This window comes from Winkia sp. C0117E2 (assembly GCF_056590455.1).
In genome coordinates this window covers 112,111-133,855 of record NZ_JBWPWD010000004.1, presented here as the reverse complement: position 1 = coordinate 133,855, position 21,745 = coordinate 112,111, and the positions used below count along the sequence as shown (strand labels likewise).

Here is a 21,745-nt window from a genome sequence, read left to right as displayed (position 1 = left end):
AGCCCAAAGCGAAATATTTCTCACGAACGGGGCGGGAGCAATAAAGAGTAGGTACATTAGGGGCGTGAGCGAAAAGAAGAAGATCCTGCTGGCCGCACCTCGCGGCTACTGCGCCGGGGTAGACCGGGCGGTAGACGCTGTCGAAAAAGCTCTGGAACTTTATGGGGCTCCCATATACGTTCGCAAAGAGATCGTGCACAACAAGTATGTCGTCGAAACCCTAAGCAAGCGGGGAGCAATCTTCGTTTCAGAAACAGACGAGGTACCTGCCGGCGCTCGCGTAGTCTTTTCTGCTCACGGGGTGTCCCCTGCAGTACACGCATCGGCCGAGGCGCGGCAGTTGCAAACCATCGATGCCACCTGTCCGCTAGTTACCAAGGTGCACCGGCAGGCGGTCCGCTTCGCGAAGGACGATTACGACATTGTGCTCGTCGGCCATGAAGGCCACGAAGAGGTCGAAGGTACCCAGGGGGAGGCCCCCGACCACATCCAGGTCATCGACGGGCCAGACGAGATTGACCAGTTGCAAGTGCGCGACCCCGACAAGGTCGTGTGGCTATCTCAGACCACCCTGTCGGTAGACGAAACTAAGGCGACCGTAGAAAAACTGCGGGAAAAGTTCCCGAATCTTATCGACCCGCCCTCGGGCGACATTTGCTATGCCACCCAGAACCGCCAGGGTGCGGTAAAACAGATTGGCAAACAGGCTGATGTCATGATCGTAGTGGGGTCTGCCAATTCCTCAAACTCAGTGCGCTTAGTAGAGGTCGCCCTCGAAGCGGGCGCCGGGGCTGCCCATCGCATCGACAAGGCGGATGAACTGCAAGAAGAATGGTTCGAGGGTGCCACCACAGTGGGGCTTACCTCCGGGGCATCCGTGCCGGACATCCTGGTTCGAGACGTAATTACGTGGCTAGGCCAGCGCGGCTTCGACACGGTAGAGAAGGTGCGCACGGTAGAAGAATCCGTTACCTTCTCGCTGCCGAAGAACCTTCGGGCCGACCTGATGCAGGCGGGCAAGCTAGACCCGAAAGACCGCAAACGCAGGCCGGGGCCAGATCACACCTGCTAACAGAACACCCCTACAGATTTGGTTAGTACTGCCAAGCAGCTAGACTGTATGCGTGGCTTTGACAATTGGTATCGCAGGACTGCCCAACGTAGGCAAATCGACTCTGTTCAACGCGCTTACCCGCGCGACCGTACTGGCAGCGAACTACCCGTTCGCCACCATTGAACCGAACGTGGGGGTTGTGCCCCTACCAGATTCGCGGCTAAACGAGCTGGCCAAGCTGTACGATTCTCAGAAGATCGTGCCCGCCACCGTATCTTTCGTGGACATTGCGGGGATTGTGCGTGGCGCATCCGAGGGCGAAGGGCTGGGCAACCAGTTCCTTGCGAACATTCGCGAAGCCGATGCGATCTGCCAGGTGACCCGCGCATTTGAAGACCCTGACGTGGTGCACGTGGACGGCAAGGTCGATCCGGCCTCGGACATCGATACGATCACCACCGAATTGGTGTTGGCAGACTTGCAGACGCTGGAAAAGATGATTCCGCGGCTGGAAAAGGAAGTGCGCGGCAAGAAGACCGAGCAGGTAGTGCTCGACACCGCGTTGGAAGCACAGAAGATCCTCGAGGACGGCAAGACCATCTCTTCCGTGTCGGGCGATCGCGACCTAGATCCGGACGTGCTGAAGTCCTTCCAGCTGATGACTTCCAAGCCGTTCATCTACGTGTTCAACATGGACAGCGCCGGCATGGAAGATAAAGAGAAGCAGGCCGAGCTAGCCAAGATTGTGGCCCCCGCTGAAGCAGTGTTCCTTGACGCTGGGTTCGAGGCCGAATTGGTTGAGCTTGACGAGGACGAGGCCCGCGAGATGCTGCAGGAAGCAGGCCAGGAGGAATCCGGTCTGGACAAGCTGGCCCGCGTTGGCTTTGACACTCTTGGGCTGCAGACCTTCCTTACTGCCGGAGAGAAGGAGTCGCGGGCGTGGACCATCCACAAGGGTGATACTGCCCCGCAGGCGGCAGGCGTAATTCACACCGACTTTGAACGCGGGTTCATCAAGGCAGAAATTATCAGCTACGACGAACTGATGGAATACGGTTCCATGCACGAGGCGCGCGAACACGGCAAGGTGCGCATGGAAGGCAAGGACTACGTCATGCAGGATGGCGACATCGTAGACTTCAAGTTCAACGTCTAAGATTTTTTACCGGTGGGCGCGGGCAGTTCTTGCTGCTCGCGCCCAAAGTGTATTTAGCCCAGCAGTTTTACTAGCTTGTTGTGGTGGTGTGCTGGCAGGCAGGCGGCGGAAACTACTTTCGCTGCGGCCTCTTTGTTGCCCATTTTTGCTGCGAATGCTTGCCCCATTGTAATGCCATGGGTAGGGGAGGGCTCGAAATGGATCTGATCTCCGGGGCAGATTGTGCCCGCCGTTAGGACACGGAAGTAGCAGCCACAGTCGCCGCGTTCGGTAAAGGTTTTCACCCAGCCGCGCTCGTTGAGCCATACCGCGAAAGTGCGGCAGGGCGTGCGCGGCACCGACACCTGCAAAAGGGCGGATCCCACCCGCAGTTTTTGGTTGATTATCGCGCGGGCCCAGCAGATGCCTTCGGTGGTCAGGTTTTCCCCGAAGTATCCGTCGGGCAGCGTCCGGCCGAGGCGCCTTCCCCAAAAGTCCAACTCTTCGCGCGCGTAGGCGTAGACAGCTTTATCGGCGCCGCCATGATGCTTGGCATCGCCAATAAAATCGCCGGTAACTCCGGAACCATCCCCGTAATTTGGGCCGGGCGCAAACACGTCTATGCTCTGGCGCGGTAGCTTCTCGATTCCGGTGCGGGAACCCTTCCTTGCGGGATTGTCATGAGGGCGGGCAACACAGGTAGACAGGACAATTGGCATGGTTCAAGCCTACCTGCCCTGGTTCCGGCCCCTTTGAGTGGGAGCAGATTTGTACGCCGCCGCGCTGCCGAGGGCGCCGCTCTTTTTCCGCCTGCCGGTGGCGCTAAGGGGTTCAGTGAATACTTGCGGAGGCTTTCTGTTCCACCGGCGGGGCACACACGTAGTGGTCGAATACCCAAGAGAAGGCGTAGGTGTAGAACAGGAAGAAGACTAGTTGTCCGGCCTCTAAGGCCAGAGCCGTTAGCAGGGAAACGTTCAGTATCCAGGCCTCGATGGGGGTAAGCCACAGTGCCAGTCCGCCCTCGAAACCTATGGCCTGGACCGCGCGGCGCAGGGGGGTGCGCGGGCCGGCATCTGTACGCTCTTCCCACGTTTCTAAAAGCAGATTCCACAGGAAATTCCAGATGACTGCTACGGTCGAAGAAATGACGCCCATCAGTAAGGAGCCGGAGGCGCCGAAGTTGAAAACTAAAAGGAAGGCGGCAGTTGCAAAGACGGCTATGACCTCGTAACTGAGCGAATAAACGATTCGTCGCCGTCTTGGAGTTAGGTTGAGCATTTGCCCCCTTCCACCTGTCACGATACTTACCTGGACCTTCGCTGGGCAAATTACAAAAAGGTGGCTGGGGAATTTCTCCCCAGCCACCGGAAAAACGATTGCTCAGTGCTTGCCCTCGGCAAACTCTTCTACCAGCTTGGCGTTGAAAGCGGGCAGATCATCTGGAGTCCTGGAGGAAACTAGACCCTGGTCGCAGACCACCTCCTGGTCAGTCCAAATGGCACCTGCGTTGATCAGGTCGGTCTTTAGAGACGGGTAGGAGGTGAGAGTGCGCTCTTCTAGCACTTCGGCATCGGTCAGGATCCACGCGCCGTGGCAGATAGCTCCGAGCGGCATGCCGGCCTCGACGTGCTTCTTCACAATTGTGACGGCGGCTTCGTCCATGCGAATGTGGTCGGCGTTAGTGGTGCCGCCGGGCAGAATAATGCCGTCGAAGCTTGCTTCCACCGAGTCTGCGGTGGTGGCGTCCACGTCTACCTTGGTGCCCTTCTTGCCTTCGATCTGGCCCGCTTCGGGAGCTAGAACGACAACCTCGGCGCCGGCCTCTTTTACGGCCTGTGCGGGGGAGGTCAGCTCGGAATCTTCAAAACCGTCAGTAGCGATGACGGCGATCTTCTTTCCAGTCAGTTCACTCATGTCGATCCTTTCTAAGGCTCGTCTATAACGCTAACAAGATGCCCGGACCGCTTCTAGGTCACAGTCCCAAAAGCGTCTCGGCGTTGCGGTGGGCAATCTTTTCCCGATCGCCCTCATTGAGGTCCGCCTCATCGAGGAAAGTGCGAATGTTCTTGCACTTGATGTAGGGGATGTCTTCGCTCCACAGAATGTGGTCGGCACCTACTTGGGCAATAGCCAGATTTAGTTGCGCAGGCGTCAGTATTCCCGAGGGCGTAATCCACACTTGCTCGCGGTAGGTCTGCGAGAAGGGGCGCTCTAGGTAGGTGGCAGCAATCCCGATCTGGTCGTCGAACCGCTCCAGGTAGGCGGGAAGGGTTTCGCCCCAGTGCCCCGAGAGGATCCTGAGGTTAGGCAGTTCGTCAAACACGCCGGCGGCGATAAGGCGCAGTACCTGTACCCCCGCGTCCACGTGCCAGCCAAAGCCGGAAGAGGCAAGCATGTAGTCGACCTTGGCGGGCCAGGTGCCGCCCGAATAGTAGGCGTTCGCCACCGAATCCATGATCGGGCCGGGGTGAATGTACAGGGGGACGTTCAGCTCCGCGTGTGCCTTCAAGATGGGCCTAAATCGCGGGTGATCTAAGAACAGGTCCTGGTAGCGCCCTAATACTAGGGAACCGTGGAATCCCAGTTCGCTAACGCAGCGGTGCAATTCGTCTACTGCGGCCGCGGGATCGATAAGAGGCAGCGTGGCAAAACCTGCAAACCGGTCGGGTACCTCGCTGATCATCTTTGCAAGCCGGTCGTTTACCTCCTTACACATGTCCACTGCGGCGGGGTGGGCTAGCTGGCCGGGAGAGCCGTGCCCGTGCGAGACGACTTGGACGTCCACGCCCTCTTCATCCATCAGTTCTAGACGGCGGCCGGTCAGCGAATCCCAGCCTTGCACACCCTCGAAATAGCCGCCAAGGAATTCTTGCAGTTCCGGGTCCATCCGCTTGGGACGGGCAGGATCCAACTCGCGTACCTTGGCGAAGATGTCCTCGTAAGTGATGTGTTCTTCGACGGTGATCAGCTTGTCCATGATTCTCCTAACGCTGCTCCATTCCATCCTAGAGTGAATGTGCCGTCCTGTCTGAGTAGAATCTGGGTGGCTACCTGGAAGGAACAACGTGCAGACTCTCCATTTCGTTATCCTGCTCGCAACCATCGTGTTGCTATCGTCCGTGTTCGATCAGTTCCTGCCCCGACTAGCTTTGCCGCTAGTACAGATCGTCCTAGGCGCAGTGGGGGCACTTTTCCTTTCCCAACCGCTTAGCTTGGGGCTGGACCCCGACCTGTTCTTGGTCCTGTTTATTGCGCCGCTACTATTCGACGAATCGAAGCATGTTTCGAAAAGGGCTTTAGCAAAGAACATGGGCGGCATCTTGTCACTTGCGATCGCCCTGGTCTTCGCCTCCGTACTGGCGGTGGGATTCCTGCTGCACTGGGCCTCGCCCTCGGTCCCCTTGGCGGCAGCCTTCGCGTTGGGGGCCGCGCTTGGGCCCACCGATGCGGTTGCCACCTCGGCGCTGTCTCCCTCAGTGGCACTGGACGAAAGGCAGAACGCGCTCCTTTCGGGCGAGGCACTGATCAACGACGCCTCTGGAATCGTGTCTTTCCAATTCGCGGTGGCCGCCGCGGTAACCGGTCTCTTTTCGGTGGCGGACGCCTCTAGCGCCTTCGCGAAGACTTTCCTAGGCGGGTTGGGAATCGGCATAGTGCTGGGAATTGTCTCGCTGATCCTATTGGGGATAGTCCGTCTGATCGGGCTTGAATCTACCGTTTTCCACGTGACCTTCGAACTGCTCAGCCCCTTCGTGATCTACCTGCTGGCCGAATCTTTGCACGTGAGCGGCATCCTGGCGGTAGTTGCCGCAGGGCTTACCACCACGTTATTCACCCCGCGGGTAGGCACCTCTTACTCCGCCAGGGTTAGGCTGGTGTCGTCCTCGGTGTGGGAAGTGCTCACTTTCGTGCTGAACGGGGTTGTGTTCGTCTTGCTGGGCACCCAATTCCCCTCGGTCATGCGTAGTTCATGGCGCCGCGAAGGAAGTGGCCTGACCATGGTGGGGCTCGTCTTCTTGTTGTCCTTCGCCCTCATCGTCCTGCGTTTCGTGTGGATTTACGTGATGGAAGCACTCCGAGGGCGAACATGGCGCGTTCCGCTGCGCAAGGCTGCCACCACAACGCTTGCAGGCCCTAAGGGGGCCGTGACGCTGTCGATCATGTTCACGCTGCCCCAAATGGCCTCTAACGCCAAACCGTTTCCGGCTAGGGACGAACTAATCTTTCTAGCCTCTGGGATCATTCTGGTTACCTTGCTGCTAGCGAATTTTCTGCTACCGGTGCTGTCCCCGAAGAAGGGGGATGCGAAAGAAGAATCGCGAATGCGCTGGGGAGAGGCGGAAGTGCTTCGCCGCACCATCAGTGCGTTGCGCAGTAGGCACGGCACCTCTGCGCCCCTCGCTGTTGCGGCGCTGACCAGGCGGTACAATCGCGAAATTAGGGAATTGGAAGAGGCCGGCACCTACGCCGAGCAGATTCGCCAGGCCCGGCTCCAAGTTGTCACTGGCCAGCTGAATCATGCCGCCGCCTTGCGGGAAGAAGAAAAGATCACCGAAGCAACATTTAGGCAGTTGCAGATGATCCTGTCGCGCACGAAGGAAGGGCTAATTCGCCGGGGCAAAACAAAACGCAGGCTGCTAAAAACGCTGCCGCGCCTGTTCCAGCGTTTGCTACTTGGCTTCCAGCGGCGAAACCGCGCCGGAAGTGAGCAGATAGATCCGCATCAAATCCTGGCTGCCCGGGTATTGCTGGAAAAGAAAACTCTGGCTGAACTGGCCGAGCGCAAAGCTAACGGGGACGAGGCCGCAGCCCACCTGGTAGGGGAACATCAAGAACTGGCAGACCTGCTCAGGGAACGCCTAGAGGCATACCAGATGCGTACGCAGCGCCGGCCGATGGACGGAGACCGCACAAAGCAAAAGCAGGAGCTGTCGGCTTCGATGGAAGCTTTAGAAACAGAGGCCCTGCGGCTGCGCCTGGGCTACGTCGGGGAGCTGCGCGAGGAAGGCCGCATCACCGACCAAATAGCAAATGCCTTGCGTGATGACGTGTACCTGCTGCAGATGAACCTTTCAGGGGCAACTCTCTAGTTTGCAGTAAGGGCCTGGTAGATCTCTTCGAGCTGCGCGCACGAACGGGCGAGGCTGCGTTCTTTTACTACGAAGTTCCGCCCTCGGGTGCCCATGTCTGCCCGCTCGGCAGCGCTCATAGACAGCAGCACCCGTAGCTGCGCTGCCATGTCAGAAGCGTTGCCCCGTTGCGCGGTGAGGCCTGTTTCGCCATCTACCAGCATCTCTGGGGCACCCCCGGATCGGTTCACAAGTACGGGAGTAGCGCAGGCTTGCGCCTCCAGCGTCACTAGTCCTGCTGCTTCCTCCCGATTACCATTCTTTTCGGTTGCGAGGACGAAAATATCTGCCGCCCGCATGGCCTCGCGCACGCCGAGGCGACTCTGGCTGCCCAGGTAGTGCACTTGGGGGTGAGAACGGGCAAAGTCCTTCACGAAGCCAACCAGTGGGCCGGCCCCCACCAGCTGTAATTGGTGGGGGAATTCGTCCTCGATAAGTGCCGATGCCGCAAGTAGGCGGGGGATGCCTTTTGCCTCGCTGATGGCGCCCACGTGCAAAATAGTGGGAACTTCATTTTCAACAGGTTGTGAGGGCGGGGTGAAGAAATCCGTGTTGATGCCCTGGTAGTGGACGTGAATCTTCTTCTTTTTCACGCCGGCCTGGGCAGCCTTGTCAGCTAGGAACTTACTGACCGGCAATACCTTAGCGGCAGTGGAAGTGGCCGTATCGAAGTTCAGGTGGTGCCACCTTTGCATAAGGGTGCTAGGTGGGGCTAACCGCAGGAAAACATCAAAACCGTGCAGGGTTACCACCATAGGGATGCCAGACTTCCGGGCGGCTCTGGCAGCAGGCCGAGACCACACCCCGAAGTGCTGGTGGATGATATCTGGGTGCCACCTTCGAATCATGTTGGAAAGATGAGGCAAAAAGGCGGGCTCTAAATATTCGCGCATTCGGAAAGGAAGACGCCCACCTATCGATGGAACAGCCGCCTTGAATGGGATAGAAATCGAAGCGTCGTGTTTTTCGAGTACCAACCCAAATAGAGCAGCATCATTGTCCATCAACTCCGCGTGCTGGACAGTGAAGTAAGTCGGAGGGCACTTACTGATGCCCACGGTGTAGGCGACGCGCATCTACTTACTCTTCCCGGTTAGCGTATCGGCTACCGTGCGAGCCCGGTCAGCCCAGGTATTTACCTTCGCAGCCGAGACCGCGTTGGCTGCCTTGGCTTGAACCTCGGCACGATTACCCTGCAACCGCCGCAAAGTAGCGGCAATAGCCTCCGCCGTGTACGGGACAACCCAGCCGGCATTAAAACTACTAACTATCCGGGCAGCTTCGGTTCCCTCCGTCACCAGGATCGGTCGGCCCCTGGAAAGGTACTCGAAGAGCTTTAGAGGCACTGCGAAGCGGCGATAGTCCGAAGGCTCAACCGCCAACACTCCAATGTGGCTTTGTGCGTAAAGATCATCTAGCTCGTTGGCGTTTAGGTGATATGGATGAATTTGGGGCGACTGGAAGGTGGGGTAGGAAGCTATGGCTTCGTCCCATTGCTTCTTTCTGGTGACAAGATTTACCCGAATTTGCGGTATCGACCTTGCCGCATCTATGAATGCATTCAGCTTGTAGTGTGCGCCGATACCGCCTACATAGAAGAGTGTCAGAGCGGAGTCTGGCAACGGTAAGACTTGGTTGGAGTCCCCGGCCGGAGGCAGCGCGGAATAGCTAGTTTTTTCCGGCAGATCCAGGTACTCCGCCATTTGCTCTGAGGGCAGGAAGAAATGCGTGTGTGCTTTCAAGTACCCTTTCATGTCTAGCTTGTGGAAGGTAGGGGATAGCCGGGCGAGCAGGCCGTTTTTTTCTGATGAGAATTTCCAATAAATATCTCGATAAAACATTCCGACCGGGATTTTCGAGTTATTGGCCATCCGCATTATGCGGGTGTCCAATGTGGGGGCGAAGCCGTCCCGAATCGTTGTGGAAAAAACATTCGGTTGTGTAGAATTTTCGCTATATAAAAAGTCCGGCTTTTTTCCTGATCTCAATAGCTCCTTTAGGTGCTTCATGCTGGCTTTCCGTTGTGGGGTGCTGCCGGAAAGATCTACCACGTCATAGCCTATTTGCTTGAAAGCTTCACGCATTCGCAGAGGGCGCAATCTGGATGCTGAAGTTGGGTTAAGCTCCATGGGGTATGGAGCGTGGAATATCATCGATGCGCTCAAAATAAACCTCTTTGAATGGAAAATTAATATAGTAATTGCAACAGGTGAATTATACCTATTTGGGTGTTAAAAACAGTCAATAAGTAAGTACTGAGGAGCATTGTATTATGTGATTATGCGAGTTGTTTCAGTTGTAGGGGCAAGGCCGCAGTTCGTGAAGCTTGCGCCCATTGCTCACGCCTTCGCTAAGGCGGGAATAGAACATCAAATAATTCATACAGGACAGCATTATGATCCGATGCTTTCCGACGTATTCTTTGCCGATTTAAATATCCCGGCTCCGGATATTCATCTGGGAGTTGGTTCTGGTTCTTATGGGGTGCAAACTGGGCGCATCCTTGCTGCAATGGATGACGCATATGCAAGACTGAAGCCGGATTGGGTGCTAGTTTACGGTGATACAAATTCCACCCTGGCTGGTGCGCTAAGTGCTGTAAAACTGCACTACAAGGTTGCTCACTTAGAGGCCGGGCTGCGTTCTTACAACCGCGCTATGCCCGAGGAAATAAATCGGATAATGACCGACCACGCGGCCGACCTCCTGCTTACCCCGACCGCCGAGGGCGCCGCGCACCTAAAGGAAGAAGGACTGGCAGATAGGACGCGTATCGTCGGCGACGTGATGGGCGACATTCTCCTGCAAGTGCGCGACCAGGTAGCAGGCTCGCCCTCGCCCGTGATGCAGGAGTTTGCAATAGCGGAAAAGTCGTATTCGCTCGCAACTATTCATCGTGCGGAAAACACGGACGATCCGGCAAGGTTGCGAGCCATTCTGACTTCCCTGTCCCAGGTGTCCCACAAGGTGGTGCTGCTGGCTCATCCGCGACTCGTCGCAAAGTGCGAGGAGCACGGGATTGACCTGTATGGCATTGGAGGCAACCTGGCCTTGCATAAGCCCCTTGCCTACCCAGAGCTAATAGCTTCGGCGCTACACGCTAGGGGAGTGCTCACGGATTCGGGTGGGTTGCAGAAGGAAGCATTCATGCTCAGGGTGCCCTGTACTACTGTTCGCCCCCAAACGGAATGGGTCGAGACGGTAAAGCTGGGATGGAACGTCCTGGTAGAGCCGGGCGAAGAACTAGTGCGGGCAGCGCAGCGGGAACTACCTGCCGAACCGCCGGCAGAATTGGCTCACCCATATGGGGATGGCGCCGCTGCCGAAAAGGTGGCGCAGGTACTGCTCGCCGAGCAAAGGTAGGACAAGAGCATGCAGAAACGGTTGCACGTATTGTGGGTTCCTTCTTGGTATCCGAACGAAAAGAGCCCCTTCAACGGCTCTTTCTTCCGGGAACAGGTGGCCATGCTGCGGGCAGCCGGAATGAAGGTTGGGGTGCTGGCTCTGGACGCGGTTAAGCCGTGGGAGGTCGACCTGACGCTGCGGCCAACTATCGAGGACGGAATTCGGGTCATCCGGGGAGCCGTTGCAGGCATGCCTCACGAGCGGCTGCCGCTAGAATCCGCGATGTTCAAAGTCCAGTGTCAGCGGGCATTGCGTGAGTATGAGCGATTGGAAGGCGTGCCGGACATAGTCCATGCGCACTCGGTGTACCCGGCTATTACCATTGCCGCTAGCGCCTCCCGCAAGTGGGCGGTTCCTTACTGCCTCACCGAGCATCGCCCGTCCTCGACCAACCGGAATGTGCGGGTAGGGCGCGGCAAACATATCTACAAAGAGGTGCGGGCGGCCGGTGCGCGGGCGACGGTGTCCCAGCCCTTTGCCGACGTGTTGGCAGAGTACTACCGCACTGCTCCGTGGCAGGTCATTGCCCTGCCCGTGCCGCAGGAAGCTTTTGATGCCCCCATGCAATCGGGGGAGGGCTTCACCCTCTTGCACGTTTCCCACTTGGGCGAAAACAAAAGGCCCAAGCTGCTTCTTTCAACCTTTGCGAAAGCGCGCGAGCAACTGCCGGAACTTCGCCTGCGGATTGGCGGCAAGGGGCAGCCCGGCGAAATCGACCAGCTACAGGATTACGCCCGGACCCTGGGCGTGGACGCCGCGGTGGAGTTCCTAGGTGCCGTAGAGCGCGACCAGGTATTTGCGCTGATGGGTAGCGCTGACGCCTTCGTGCTTGCCAGTGCTGTGGAGGCCGGCGGCACAGTTCTGGCTGAGGCACAAGCTTGCGGCCTGCCATGCATTGCCACGCGCACCTGGGCGGGCAAGTTCATGGTGCCACCGGAGGCAGGGATAACCGTGCCTATCGACAACGCGGAGGCACTCGCGCACGCCATGGTGCAAGTGGCCGAGGCCGGCAGGTTCGACCGGCAGCAGATTCGCTCCCACGCCCACGAACGTTTCAGCGAAGCCGCTTTTACCAGGGCGAACCTCGCCCTCTACAAAGAGGCGCTCGGCTAGGCGCGCTTGTCGTAGCGGGCGGCGCAGCACCAGGCCATAACCAGCTGTACGACCAGTAAGAATGCCATCAGGGCGCCCAAGACAAATATAGACGGCAGCAGAGCTAGCGGTGAGAACCAGAGCCACGCTAGCGGCACCACGCAGTAGAAAATGGCGAATACCAGCATTTGTTTCTGGTTCTCGGTGACCACAAAGATGTTAGAAATGGGCGAAGTCAGCACCGTCATGTAGAGCCAAGGCGTGAGCGCCTGGGCGAAGTAGCCCGCCTGATCCCACTGCGCGCCAAATAGGAACGGGAACAGCCAGGGGGCTACCACGAAGAGGGCGGCGAAAGGCACTACCGCCACCATCGCGGCCCGGACCAGCGTAAAACGTACTAGGGTGCGCATCTTGCCGGGTTCGGTCACCGCCAACTTTTTCAGGAAGACCTGCGAGACTGACCCAGCGATGAGCGCAATTGGCACCTGCATGATTGCCCAGGCCAGCTGGAACTGGCCCAACGCGGCAACCGCAACGGAGCCGATGAGCAGGTTGATGCCCATGTTCCTAATCGAATCGACAAGCACGTTCGGGCCGTTTAGCAGAGGCATGTTCTTGTAGCGCACTAACATCGAGCGCATCGAGGGCGCGTCTTCGGGAAGCGGGCGGCGCAGCTCCGGAGTGCGAATGTGGATGGCGATGAATGCAATAAGCTGGCCGGCCATTGTGCCAATTACCAAGCCGGTCAAAGACCCGTGTAGCACCAACCCCATGACAAGCTGCAAAACTACGATAGAGACGGTCTGTAGCACCCTGTTAGAGGCCAGCTCTCCGAAGCGCTCCTGGCGCGTAAGCCAATATTGGATATTGGTTATTTCGGCTAGCAAGAACACGGTAATGCCACTTACCATAAGCCATTTAGCTAGCTCAGGGGAATGGTGATAGTGATCCGTTAGCGCCTTCGAAAAGACAATGCAGAATAGGGAAGTAAGTAAGGAACTAACTACGATAGATCGCGTAGCAAGTTTCTTAAGCACTCTTGCAGAAACATTGTCTTTCGGCAGTATTAAGGTGATATCGAAACGCAAGGCAGCCACGGCGATCACAAAAGTAGTGATTGTGCCGTAGATTCCGAATAGGCCCTTTTCATAGTCGGTATAGATCCGGTTAATAAAGATCTGGAAGATGAAGGTTACAACCTGCGACAACATGGTGCCGGACATCAGAGTAAGGATAGCGGCAAGAATGGGACTCTTCTTTTTTTGAATCTGTACCCATTTTGCAGTGCGCTCGCGGAAATTCATTGGGGCGCCCTTTCCTTCTGCCTAGTTCTGGACTAGTTTATACCAGCCAGTTTTCATTCCCCCACTGCGGCGAAGGATAGAATACACGCAGATATCACTTCTACAATGCAGCCAGTGAGGGAAAATGGGCTATGAATTGGCGTTAACTAGCGGGAATTGGGTTAGTGACGAAAGTGGAAAATTACATTTGTGGACTCCGCTATCGACCTCGGCTGAAACTCTTAAACTCCTTCGCGGCGACCTGACGGACGAGGCGCTTTCCGCTATTGCCGGGCAGTGGATGGTAGTAGATCGGCGTGCGGACAAGCTCGTGGTGGCCAGCGACAGAGTGCGTTCGCATCCGCTTCTATACGCCTGGGATGGGCGCAAGTGGATCATTACTGACGATGTAGAGCTATTTCGGAGCCGAAACCTGTGGCACCTGAGTAGGGCGGACGCGCAGCTGTTTGCGCACATGGCGTTTGTGCTCGCCGATCGCACTTTGCTAGACGGGGTGTATTCCTTGCAAGCGGGCACCAAGGTGACCTTAGAAGAGAACGGAGAGCGTCGCGTCAGCCCGTACTTCACCTACGCCTTCGATCCAGAACCGATCACTGACGAGGGCGAATACCACGCACTCTTTGAAGAGGCGCTGACCACCTCGCTGCAGCGAGTATTGGACCAGGCTGGTTCCCGGCAGTTGGTGGTGCCACTTTCCGGTGGGCTGGATTCTAGGCTTATGGCAGCGTTGCTAAAAAAGCTTGGTGCTGCCAATATCCTCACCTTCACCTATGGTAAGGAAAACTCCCCAGAAAGTGGCATATCGAAGGCGGTAGCCGATGATCTAGGGCTGCCATGGATATATGTGCCCATGCCGGTGGAAGAGGTGCAGCAGGCATGGCATTCGGAAGAAGGACACCGCTTCGTCGCGCAGACGTGGAAGGGAACGTCGCTGCCGCACGTGCAGGACTTCTTTGCCCTGACCCAGATGCGCGAGCAGGAACTGGTCGCCCCTGATGCCGTCTTCTTGCCCGGGCATACCATCGTGGGAAACATGCACGATGAACAGATCCTTGAGCATCGTCCTAGCGGCCAGGAGCTGAATCTAATCTTGGCTAGCCATCACGCCTCCCAGCAGGGGAGGGCTAGAAGTGTATGCGCGAACCCGCTCTGGCTGGAATCTGTCCGCGCAGTCGCCAGCCAGGTAGGCCTCGGCCACGCCAACCGGGATTTGCAGGCATATTTGGAATGGTTCAACCTGATCGAGCGGCAGGCAAAATACATCAACAATTCCATGTGTGGCTATGAGTTCTTCGGCTACAGCTGGGCGCTGCCGATGCTTGACCTTCCCATGTGGCAGGCGTGGCTAGCTGGCAGCGAAGCACTGACTGCAACCAGAGCGTGGTATGCGCGTTTTACTGCCGATATCTACTATCAGATAACGGGCAAAGAGATGGGGCTGTTTGCCCCAAGGTCCACACAAATGAACGCCTCGCTAAAGGCTAGGCTATTGGCAGGTATGCGGCTGGTAGGAGCCGACAAGGCGCTCTCTAAGTACCGGTCAATCCGCACGATGCTCAACCATCCCATGTCTTTTGAGGCGTTTGCCAGCACAGATAAGGTGCACCAGTTGGGAAGCTACCTAGCCGGCGCAACGCAGATGGGCCTTTGGGCAGATGAATTCCTGACCGGGCGTTGGGGGGATGTGCTTCCCCGCAGCTAGCGGAAATCTACCTGCTGGTCCGCAAACCTGGTCTGCATCGTTTCTATGGCAGCCGGGTTTTGGTCGACCAGTACGAAATGGCGTCCCAGTTCGCTGGCTGCAGCCCCTGTTGTACCCGAGCCGGCGAAGAAATCCAGCACCCAATCGTCCTTTGCCGAAGAGGCCGCCACTATCCGCCGAAGTACCCCCAAGGGCTTTTGGGTGGCATAGCCAGTTTTCTCTTTGCCAGTAGGGGACACGATCGTATGCCACCACACGTCGGTGGGGAGTTTGCCGCGCTCGCGCTTTTCCGGGGTAACCAGGCCGGGAGCCATGTAAGGTTCGCGGTCGACCTCGGCATTGTTGAAATAGTAGGCCGTTGGGTCTTTTACGTACACCAAAATGTTGTCGTGCTTGGCCGGCCACTTTCGTTTAGCACGGGCACCGTAGTCGTAAGCCCAAATAATTTCGTTCAGGAAGCAGGAGCGCCCAAAGAGGGCATCCAACAGCACTTTTGCGTAGTGGACTTCCCGAAAATCTAGGTGAAGATACAGGGTGCCGGAGGGTTTTAATAGCCGCCAGGCTTCCTGCAGCCTGGGGTAGAGGAACTCCCAGTAGTCCGCAAAGGAATCGTTGTAGGAATAGATCCTGCCGCGCACTTCCTTATAGCTTTGCCCCTTGAAACCGATGCGCCCACCATCTTCTGCCGCGACGGTCTTTAGAGACTGGCGTTTTTGCACCTTGCCAGTATTGAATGGGGGATCTATGTAGATGAGTTGGAAAGACTCGGAGGGCAGATGGCCCAGCACGTCCATATTGTCCGCATGAAAGACGGTATCGGCTGTGACGGTCCAAGTGTGTTCCATGCCAATAGCTTATAGGCACGCACGTACCGAAGGAAAAGCAGCCGGGCATTTCCCATTAAAAGAAGATGTCCCCGGCACAGGCCGGGGACATCTAAAAGCTAGCGTCCTAACATTCGACTACCGTCACAGCAAGACCGCCAAGGGCAGTCTCTTTGTACTTGTTCGACATGTCGGCACCCGTTTCCTTCATGGTCTTCACAACGGCGTCCAAGGAAACCATTGCCGAATCGCCATCATCGAACAGGGCCATGCGGGCCGCATTCACAGCCGTGGCGGCTGCAATAGCGTTGCGCTCGATGCACGGAACCTGTACCAGACCACCAACGGGATCGCAGGTGAGCCCCAAGTGGTGTTCCATCGCGATTTCGCCCGCATTCATCACCTGGGTGGGGGTTCCGCCCATCACCTCGGCAAGTCCGGCAGCAGCCATCGAAGACGCAGATCCGACCTCGCCTTGGCAGCCGACCTCGGCACCCGAGATGGAGGACTGTTCCTTGATCACGGAACCTACCGCGCCAGCAGCAAGAAGGAAGTCGCAGATGATGGAACGACGCGCCTCGTCAGTGTCCTCTTTCGCCCGGTCCGTGTAGTGCAGGGCGTAGAACAGTACAGCTGGGATAATCCCCGCAGCACCGTTAGTAGGAGCGGTGACAATGCGTCCGCCCGAGGCGTTTTCTTCGTTGACTGCAAGCGCAATCAAGTTGACCCATTCGAGCCAGTGGCCCACGTCGTGGTTCGGGTCGATGCGCTTCAGCCGCTCGTACCACTTGGGGGCACGCCGTTGGGTCTTTAGCCCGCCAGGCAGAACGCCCTTACGGGTGAGGGAGTGCTTGGCGCATTCGTCCATGACGCTCGCGATCTCTAGAAGACGCTCGACAACCTCTTCCTTCGAAGAGCGCGCAGACTCGTTAGCCATGCCGACCTCAGAGATGCGCATGCCCGTCTCTTTGCAGTGGCGAGCCAGATCTTCCCCCGAAGTGTATTCGTAGGGCAGCTTGGCGCCATCTTGCACAATGGCAGTGGCATCCTCGCCATCGTGTACTACGAACCCGCCGCCGATTGAATACGAGTAGCGGTCGAACAGGTTGTTTCCGGCGGCATCAAAGGCCTGGAAGCGCATGCCGTTGGCGTGCCTAGGAAGCACGGTCAACGGCCGCTTGATCAGGTCGTCAATCCCGTATTTGATCGACGGGCCGTCCCCACCCAGACGAAGTGGGGACCCGTCCGCGATCTCGGCTAGGCGACCGTCGACCTCGTCGGGGCCAATCTTTTGAGGGCGGTTGCCCTCTAGCCCTAGCAGCACGGCACCGAAAGTGCCGTGGCCAAGGCCGGTGGCAGCAAGTGAACCAAACAAGTCGACCTGGATATTCGCCACCTTGTGCAAATAGCCGTCCTCGCGAAGTTTGTCAATGAAATCGGCAGCGGCCGCCATTGGACCCACGGTGTGGGAAGAGGAGGGGCCGATCCCGATGCTGAACAGATCAAAAACGCTAACCGTCATGATTCTACTTTCTGCCGTTGGCCTTGATGGAACTTATGCGACGAGCTTGAAGATAATCGCGCTTACCGCAAGGAGTCCCATCACGATAACAAAGATGTTGGATGCGCGATGGCGATACTTCTTGAGCGAGGGAACCGTGTAGAAGGCAACCATCGGCATCAGGTACAGGATCGAAGCGATGACCGGGCCGGACAGCGATTCGATGAGGTCCAAGATGGATGGGTTGAAGATCGCAACGATCCAGGTGAACAGGAATACGAACACGGCTACGTAACCGTAGATGCGGCGTTCGCCGACCCTGCCTACGTAGGAAGGAGCAACCTGACGGACGATGCCGACAGCGCCCTCAGCAGCGCCTAGGTAGTGGCCGAAGAAGGAAGAAACAATTGCCGCAATAGCGATTGCTGGGCCGAGGTATTCAATTACTGGGGTGTGCAGCACGTTCGCCAAGTAAGACAGCACCGGAAGGTTGGTGGAACGAGCCTTTGACAGGCCGTCCTCGCCAAGAGTGAGCACGCAAGACCACACGAACAGCATGGTGAAGACCACCAGCATACACGTGGTGTACAGCAGTACGCGCGAAGCCTTCTTTGTTGCCTTCTCGCCGTAAATACGCTGCATAGCTAGCGAGAACTGCGAAATGGCGGGGGAGTGGTTGAATGCGAAAACCAGTACGGGGATCGAAATCCAGATGTACTTCAAAAGGTTTCCGAACGAAGGGAACTCACCTAGACCACCCGAGAAATTCCAGTGCGGAATCAGGTATAGCGAAATGCCGAACAGGCACAGGATCAGCGGGTAAACCAGGGCAGAAGTGACGATGAGCATCAGCTTTTGGCCCAAAACCATAACCAGCATCATGGCGCCAATTAGCACGCCGGAAAGGAGCCAGCGCGGCCACGGGGACATGTGCAGCTGGTTTACCATCAGCGAATCTACCGCGTTGGTGATGGAGACGCCGTAAATCAAAACGATGGGGAAAATTGCAAGGAAGTATAGGGCAGTAATGAAACGGCCCCAGCCAAGCCCAAAGTAGCCTTCTGCCACCTTGGTGATGTCCTCGCCCTTGCGGGGAGAATCACAAACAAAGTGGGACAAGGCCCTGTGAGCGAAATAGGTCATTGGCCCAATCAGGATCGTGACGATCAGCAAGGGCCAGAGGCCGTTTGCACCAGCGTTGATGGGGAGGAACAAAATGCCTGCGCCCACCGCGGTGCCGAAGAGGCTAATTGCCCAAGTGATATCGGTGCCGGTACCAGGCTTCTGCACATCCTTACTGGAGCCGGGATCGGAAGTCGGTTTCTTCTCAACTCTTGAATTGGACATCGGTGTCCTTTGCTAGGCGGATACGGAACTTACGAGGCTCACCCGAAGGTGAGCGTACCTATGGAGGGTACCTTGAATCTGACAAAAATCGCAGTTTGTAAAAGAAAAATGAGTAAAGAGAAAGTAAGGCAATATGTGGCCTAACGCAAAATAATAGTAGGTCTTAACGGTGGGGGAGAGTAGTTTATTAATTTTTCCAGCTTTATTGCATGTGACAGTGGTCTCTGTGGTGCCTAATGGCGCAGAAGTTTTCCGGGGCCCACCGCCTGGTTTGTTTTCGTACGGGGCTTTAGTCCCGCCAAGCTAAGAGGAAATTATCTATAAGGTGCCTAATGTAGGTGTTGTTTACTTTCGCAGCCCCGTGCGGACCGTTTAGAGACGAAGATCTCATTTCAGATTAAAGCGTCCTAAGGTATGTGTGCTAGCTCGCGCTGGCGGGACTAAAGGCCGAGCAGTGTTTTGGCAACCATGAAGTAGACCAGCAGGCCGGTAGCGTCGCAGAACGTAGAGATAAACGGGGTCGAAAAAACTGCCGGATCAACCTTGCAGGCTTTAGCAACCAGTGGAATTACGCCACCGACGGTAGCGGCAATTGGGCAATTCAAGATCAGGGTTAGCCCAATTACGCTGCCAATATCGATGCCGTAAACCAGGGAGGCAATTATTAGTGCCACTACCGCTAACAATGCGCCTACCAGTAGTCCGGTGCGTACTTCCTTGAAGGCCACTTTGCCAACGTCGCGAATGCCGATCTCGCCGGTGGCGAGGGCGCGAGTGACGGTAGTTGCGGCCTGCGAGCCGGTATTGCCCCCAATGCCAATCAGTAGGGGAATAAATAAAGATAGCGCGATCTTCTGAGACAGGGTCGCCTCGAATACCTCTAGTACCTGCACGGTCAAAGTGGCCGAAATGCCCAATACCAGTAGCCATACGATACGGGAGCGAGCCACCTTAAAAACAGAAGTGAGTAAGTAAGGCCTGCGCAGTGGTTCAGCTGCACCTGCGCGAGCGTGGTCCTCTTCGGCTGCCTGGTAGTCAATGCGGGCCGCGTCCAACAGGGGAACGATACCTACCAGTCGCTTCTCGGAATCCACTATGGGGTGGATCAGCTCACCGTGACGCAAAATCTCGCGCGCCACCTTTTCTTCGTCCTCGTAAGTGAAAGAGTAGAACGGGTCGATCACCATCAGATCGCCCACCTGGGTCTCAGGTGGAGCCGACAGCAGCGATTTCAATTCCACTTTGCCTACCAGTTTGCGGTCGGTAGTGAGCACCGGAATTTCAGACAGAATGTCGTTGTCTGCGTCGTGAGCGCCAATGCGCTCCAGCAGGCCCGCGGCAGTTTCGGAAGGATTCGACCGCAATTCCTGGGGCGACATGCGCCGGCCAATAGAATCGCGCCTATAGCCCAGAAGATTCATAGTGTCTTCGACTTCGGCCGGATCCAGGCTGGAAACAATTTGCTTGGCAACCTTAGAAGGCACCTCGTCAAGGAGCCAGGTCTGATCTTCTGGATCCAAAGAGCGGAAGATGTCGAGGACTTGGCTACGCGAGAGTTGGCTGATCAAATCCGCCTGGGTGGGCTGGTCCAATTCCTCGAAGGCCTTCAGCGACATGTTCTTCTCTAGAAGCCGGAAGACAACCGCGGCCTCTTTCAAAGGAAGCTCGGACAGCACCCTAACGGTGCGGTTAGTAGAAAGCCCACGTACCAGCGCCGCCAGCGAGGTGAGGTCGCGATGGTCAATGAGGTCCCGAATCTTGGCGGTGCTTACGTCGTCTTGCAAAGGAGCCTCCTGGTAGGGGAACTGGCCTAAACTAGGATAGTTGACTTTAGGGGGAAAGGGTGCCTGAAGGCCATAAGATTCATCGACAGGCGCGGATGCTCGAGGAACTATTCCGGGGGAGGCCGGTAGCGGCCTCCTCGCCGCAAGGACGCTTCGTCTCCCAGGCAGCACGGATCAACGGGCAGGTGCTGCAGGAGGCCTTCGCCTGGGGAAAACATCTATTTCTGCACTTCAGCGACCTCTACGTGCACGTTCACCTTGGGCTATACGGGGACTGGCGGAGCAGCGGCGGGCCGAATGTGCGGCTGGCGCTTTCAAGTGGATCCAACAGCGCGTACCTGTCTGGTCCGAACACCTGTGAATTATTAGACGAAACAGGCGTGCGTGCCGTGATAGGCCGCCTCGGCCCCGACCCGCTGCGCGCCGATCCGCAGGGCAAAGAGCGTTTTTGCCTGGCGATCAAGAAGAAGGCGGTGCCCATCGGCAAACTGGTCATGGATCAGAAGGTGGTGTCCGGGCCGGGGAACATCTATCGCGCCGAGTGCCTCTTTCGCGTGGGCATTTCGCCGTTTCGAAAAGGCCAGAACGTGGCGGTGCCCAGACTAGAAAGGTTGTGGGATGACCTGGCCTGTGCAATGGGGCAAGGCCTACAAAGCGGAATCATCGACACCTTAGAAAGCAAATACAAGAGGGCGGGCGCCGACGAGGTAGATACCCGCTTCGCCGTCTACCACCGGACTGGGCGGGCCTGCCCGAGGTGTGGGACCACCGTAAAAGAAACCCTGATGGGCGGGCGCAGGCTGTTTTGGTGCCCCGGCTGCCAGCGCTAGTTGGTAAGCAAACTCCTGGCCCGCAACAGGAAAGAAGCAGGCGAGTCCGTGCTCCGCAAGACAAGCGGAGGCAGGAAAGCAACTGTTGCCCTGTGCAAAGACGGAACATGCTGGCCCTTTGGCAGAATCCTAGCAAGATTGCGCAATCGGATAGGAACCACCGGTACGTCCGGGTTCTGCTTCGCCAAGAAATATAACCCGCGGTGGAATCGGCCTAGGGTTCGTCCATCGCCCCGGGTGCCCTCGGGAAAAATGAGGATCGAATCGCCTGCTGCCAGCACCTGACTCATGCCCTTCACCTGGTTTCTTCTGCCCCGACCGCCCCGATCGACCAGGTAGGCGTGAAAAAAGCGAGCGGGTGCCGAGCGGGGAAATACCTGCCAGTAGTCTTTGGCCGCCACGGGATGCAGTTGCCCGCGAAGCGGCAACAGCGTCCAAATCAGCAAGAAATCTAGGTGAGAAGTGTGGTTCGCGTAAAAGATAGTTGGGGAAGAAAAGCTCTTCGGGGAAAGGCTCTCTTCTTCTAGCCGCACCCGACCAATTTTTACGAGGGCGTAGGCTAAGCCGGAACGGAGCGACTTGCTTAGCAGGTTGGCCATAACAAAAGGCTAGCCCAAGGCAAAACCTTGGGCTAGCCG

At 57.0% G+C, this 21,745-nt stretch carries 19 protein-coding genes; 7 read left to right on the top strand and 12 right to left on the bottom strand.

The genetic code is table 11. From position 1 onward, the window contains the following. Nucleotides 1-64: 64 nt before the first annotated feature. Nucleotides 65-1,072, top strand: coding sequence for a 4-hydroxy-3-methylbut-2-enyl diphosphate reductase (locus AC1EKG_RS06640; protein ID WP_004807477.1), 1,008 nt, complete (start codon nt 65-67; stop codon nt 1,070-1,072). A gap of 52 nt (nt 1,073-1,124) precedes the next feature. Next, nucleotides 1,125-2,210: a redox-regulated ATPase YchF gene (gene ychF, locus AC1EKG_RS06635; protein WP_048706831.1), complete on the top strand. Its 1,086-nt coding sequence runs from the start codon at nt 1,125-1,127 to the stop codon at nt 2,208-2,210. A gap of 53 nt (nt 2,211-2,263) precedes the next feature. Here the strand turns inward: ychF and AC1EKG_RS06630 are convergent, their stop codons facing one another. The 4 genes from AC1EKG_RS06630 to AC1EKG_RS06615 all read right to left on the bottom strand — a co-directional run bounded on the left by AC1EKG_RS06630 (nt 2,264) and on the right by AC1EKG_RS06615 (nt 5,166). Then, a complete protein-coding gene (locus tag AC1EKG_RS06630; protein ID WP_481067790.1) occupies nt 2,264-2,908 on the bottom strand; it encodes an MOSC domain-containing protein in 645 nt (214 codons plus the stop codon). A gap of 112 nt (nt 2,909-3,020) precedes the next feature. After that, nucleotides 3,021-3,467: a PACE efflux transporter gene (locus AC1EKG_RS06625; RefSeq protein WP_004807485.1), complete on the bottom strand. Its 447-nt coding sequence runs from the start codon at nt 3,465-3,467 to the stop codon at nt 3,021-3,023. Nucleotides 3,468-3,569: 102 nt separating this feature from the next. Next, entirely contained in the window at nt 3,570-4,103 is a 534-nt protein-coding gene (locus AC1EKG_RS06620) for a type 1 glutamine amidotransferase domain-containing protein (RefSeq protein ID WP_004807486.1), read from the bottom strand. A 58-nt stretch (nt 4,104-4,161) separates the two neighbouring features. After that, nucleotides 4,162-5,166: an amidohydrolase family protein gene (locus AC1EKG_RS06615; RefSeq protein WP_004807488.1), complete on the bottom strand. Its 1,005-nt coding sequence runs from the start codon at nt 5,164-5,166 to the stop codon at nt 4,162-4,164. 88 nt (nt 5,167-5,254) lie between these two features. On the opposite strand from AC1EKG_RS06615, the gene AC1EKG_RS06610 reads away from it, so the two are divergent. Further along, nucleotides 5,255-7,279 carry a Na+/H+ antiporter gene (locus AC1EKG_RS06610; RefSeq protein ID WP_481067789.1) on the top strand — a complete coding sequence of 675 codons (2,025 nt, stop codon included), beginning with the start codon at nt 5,255-5,257 and terminating at the stop codon, nt 7,277-7,279. Here AC1EKG_RS06610 and AC1EKG_RS06605 read toward each other — a convergent pair. Together AC1EKG_RS06605 and AC1EKG_RS06600 are read right to left on the bottom strand one after the other, a co-directional pair. Then, complete coding sequence (locus tag AC1EKG_RS06605) at nt 7,276-8,394, bottom strand: glycosyltransferase (protein ID WP_004807492.1); 1,119 nt, start codon at nt 8,392-8,394, stop codon at nt 7,276-7,278. The two genes, AC1EKG_RS06610 and AC1EKG_RS06605, sit on opposite strands and share 4 nt — an antisense overlap. Further along, nucleotides 8,395-9,060: a glycosyltransferase family protein gene (locus AC1EKG_RS06600; protein WP_231288197.1), complete on the bottom strand. Its 666-nt coding sequence runs from the start codon at nt 9,058-9,060 to the stop codon at nt 8,395-8,397. Between the two features lie 538 nt (nt 9,061-9,598). On the opposite strand from AC1EKG_RS06600, the gene wecB reads away from it, so the two are divergent. After that, nucleotides 9,599-10,681, top strand: a complete 1,083-nt coding sequence (gene wecB, locus AC1EKG_RS06595; protein WP_481067788.1) for a non-hydrolyzing UDP-N-acetylglucosamine 2-epimerase — start codon at nt 9,599-9,601, stop codon at nt 10,679-10,681. Nucleotides 10,682-10,690: 9 nt separating this feature from the next. After that, nucleotides 10,691-11,836, top strand: coding sequence for a glycosyltransferase (locus tag AC1EKG_RS06590; RefSeq protein ID WP_004807499.1), 1,146 nt, complete (start codon nt 10,691-10,693; stop codon nt 11,834-11,836). On the opposite strand, the gene AC1EKG_RS06585 is transcribed toward AC1EKG_RS06590, so the two are convergent. Continuing rightward, the gene (locus AC1EKG_RS06585; RefSeq protein WP_004807501.1) at nt 11,833-13,119 is read right to left on the bottom strand and encodes an oligosaccharide flippase family protein; all 1,287 of its coding nucleotides are present in this window, start codon (nt 13,117-13,119) and stop codon (nt 11,833-11,835) included. The genes AC1EKG_RS06590 and AC1EKG_RS06585 overlap by 4 nt on opposite strands. Nucleotides 13,120-13,243: 124 nt before the next feature. Between AC1EKG_RS06585 and AC1EKG_RS06580 the strand changes: the two genes are divergently transcribed. Beyond that, complete coding sequence (locus AC1EKG_RS06580; RefSeq protein ID WP_004807503.1) at nt 13,244-14,821, top strand: asparagine synthase-related protein; 1,578 nt, start codon at nt 13,244-13,246, stop codon at nt 14,819-14,821. On the opposite strand, the gene AC1EKG_RS06575 is transcribed toward AC1EKG_RS06580, so the two are convergent. The 4 genes from AC1EKG_RS06575 to mgtE all read right to left on the bottom strand — a co-directional run bounded on the left by AC1EKG_RS06575 (nt 14,818) and on the right by mgtE (nt 20,277). Next, complete coding sequence (locus AC1EKG_RS06575; protein WP_004807505.1) at nt 14,818-15,666, bottom strand: DNA-methyltransferase; 849 nt, start codon at nt 15,664-15,666, stop codon at nt 14,818-14,820. The genes AC1EKG_RS06580 and AC1EKG_RS06575 overlap by 4 nt on opposite strands. A 106-nt stretch (nt 15,667-15,772) precedes the next feature. Further along, the gene (locus AC1EKG_RS06570; RefSeq protein ID WP_004807507.1) at nt 15,773-17,167 is read right to left on the bottom strand and encodes an L-serine ammonia-lyase; all 1,395 of its coding nucleotides are present in this window, start codon (nt 17,165-17,167) and stop codon (nt 15,773-15,775) included. A gap of 33 nt (nt 17,168-17,200) precedes the next feature. After that, complete coding sequence (locus AC1EKG_RS06565) at nt 17,201-18,493, bottom strand: SLC5/6 family protein (RefSeq protein WP_004807509.1); 1,293 nt, start codon at nt 18,491-18,493, stop codon at nt 17,201-17,203. A gap of 440 nt (nt 18,494-18,933) precedes the next feature. Beyond that, complete coding sequence (mgtE, locus tag AC1EKG_RS06560; RefSeq protein WP_004807513.1) at nt 18,934-20,277, bottom strand: magnesium transporter; 1,344 nt, start codon at nt 20,275-20,277, stop codon at nt 18,934-18,936. A gap of 59 nt (nt 20,278-20,336) precedes the next feature. Between mgtE and AC1EKG_RS06555 the strand changes: the two genes are divergently transcribed. Next, nucleotides 20,337-21,107 (top strand): Fpg/Nei family DNA glycosylase, encoded by a 771-nt coding sequence (locus tag AC1EKG_RS06555; RefSeq protein WP_040315288.1) that lies wholly within the window; start codon nt 20,337-20,339, stop codon nt 21,105-21,107. Here the strand turns inward: AC1EKG_RS06555 and AC1EKG_RS06550 are convergent. Next, nucleotides 21,104-21,706, bottom strand: coding sequence for a lysophospholipid acyltransferase family protein (locus AC1EKG_RS06550; RefSeq protein ID WP_004807517.1), 603 nt, complete (start codon nt 21,704-21,706; stop codon nt 21,104-21,106). The genes AC1EKG_RS06555 and AC1EKG_RS06550 overlap by 4 nt on opposite strands. Nucleotides 21,707-21,745: the final 39 nt, after the last annotated feature.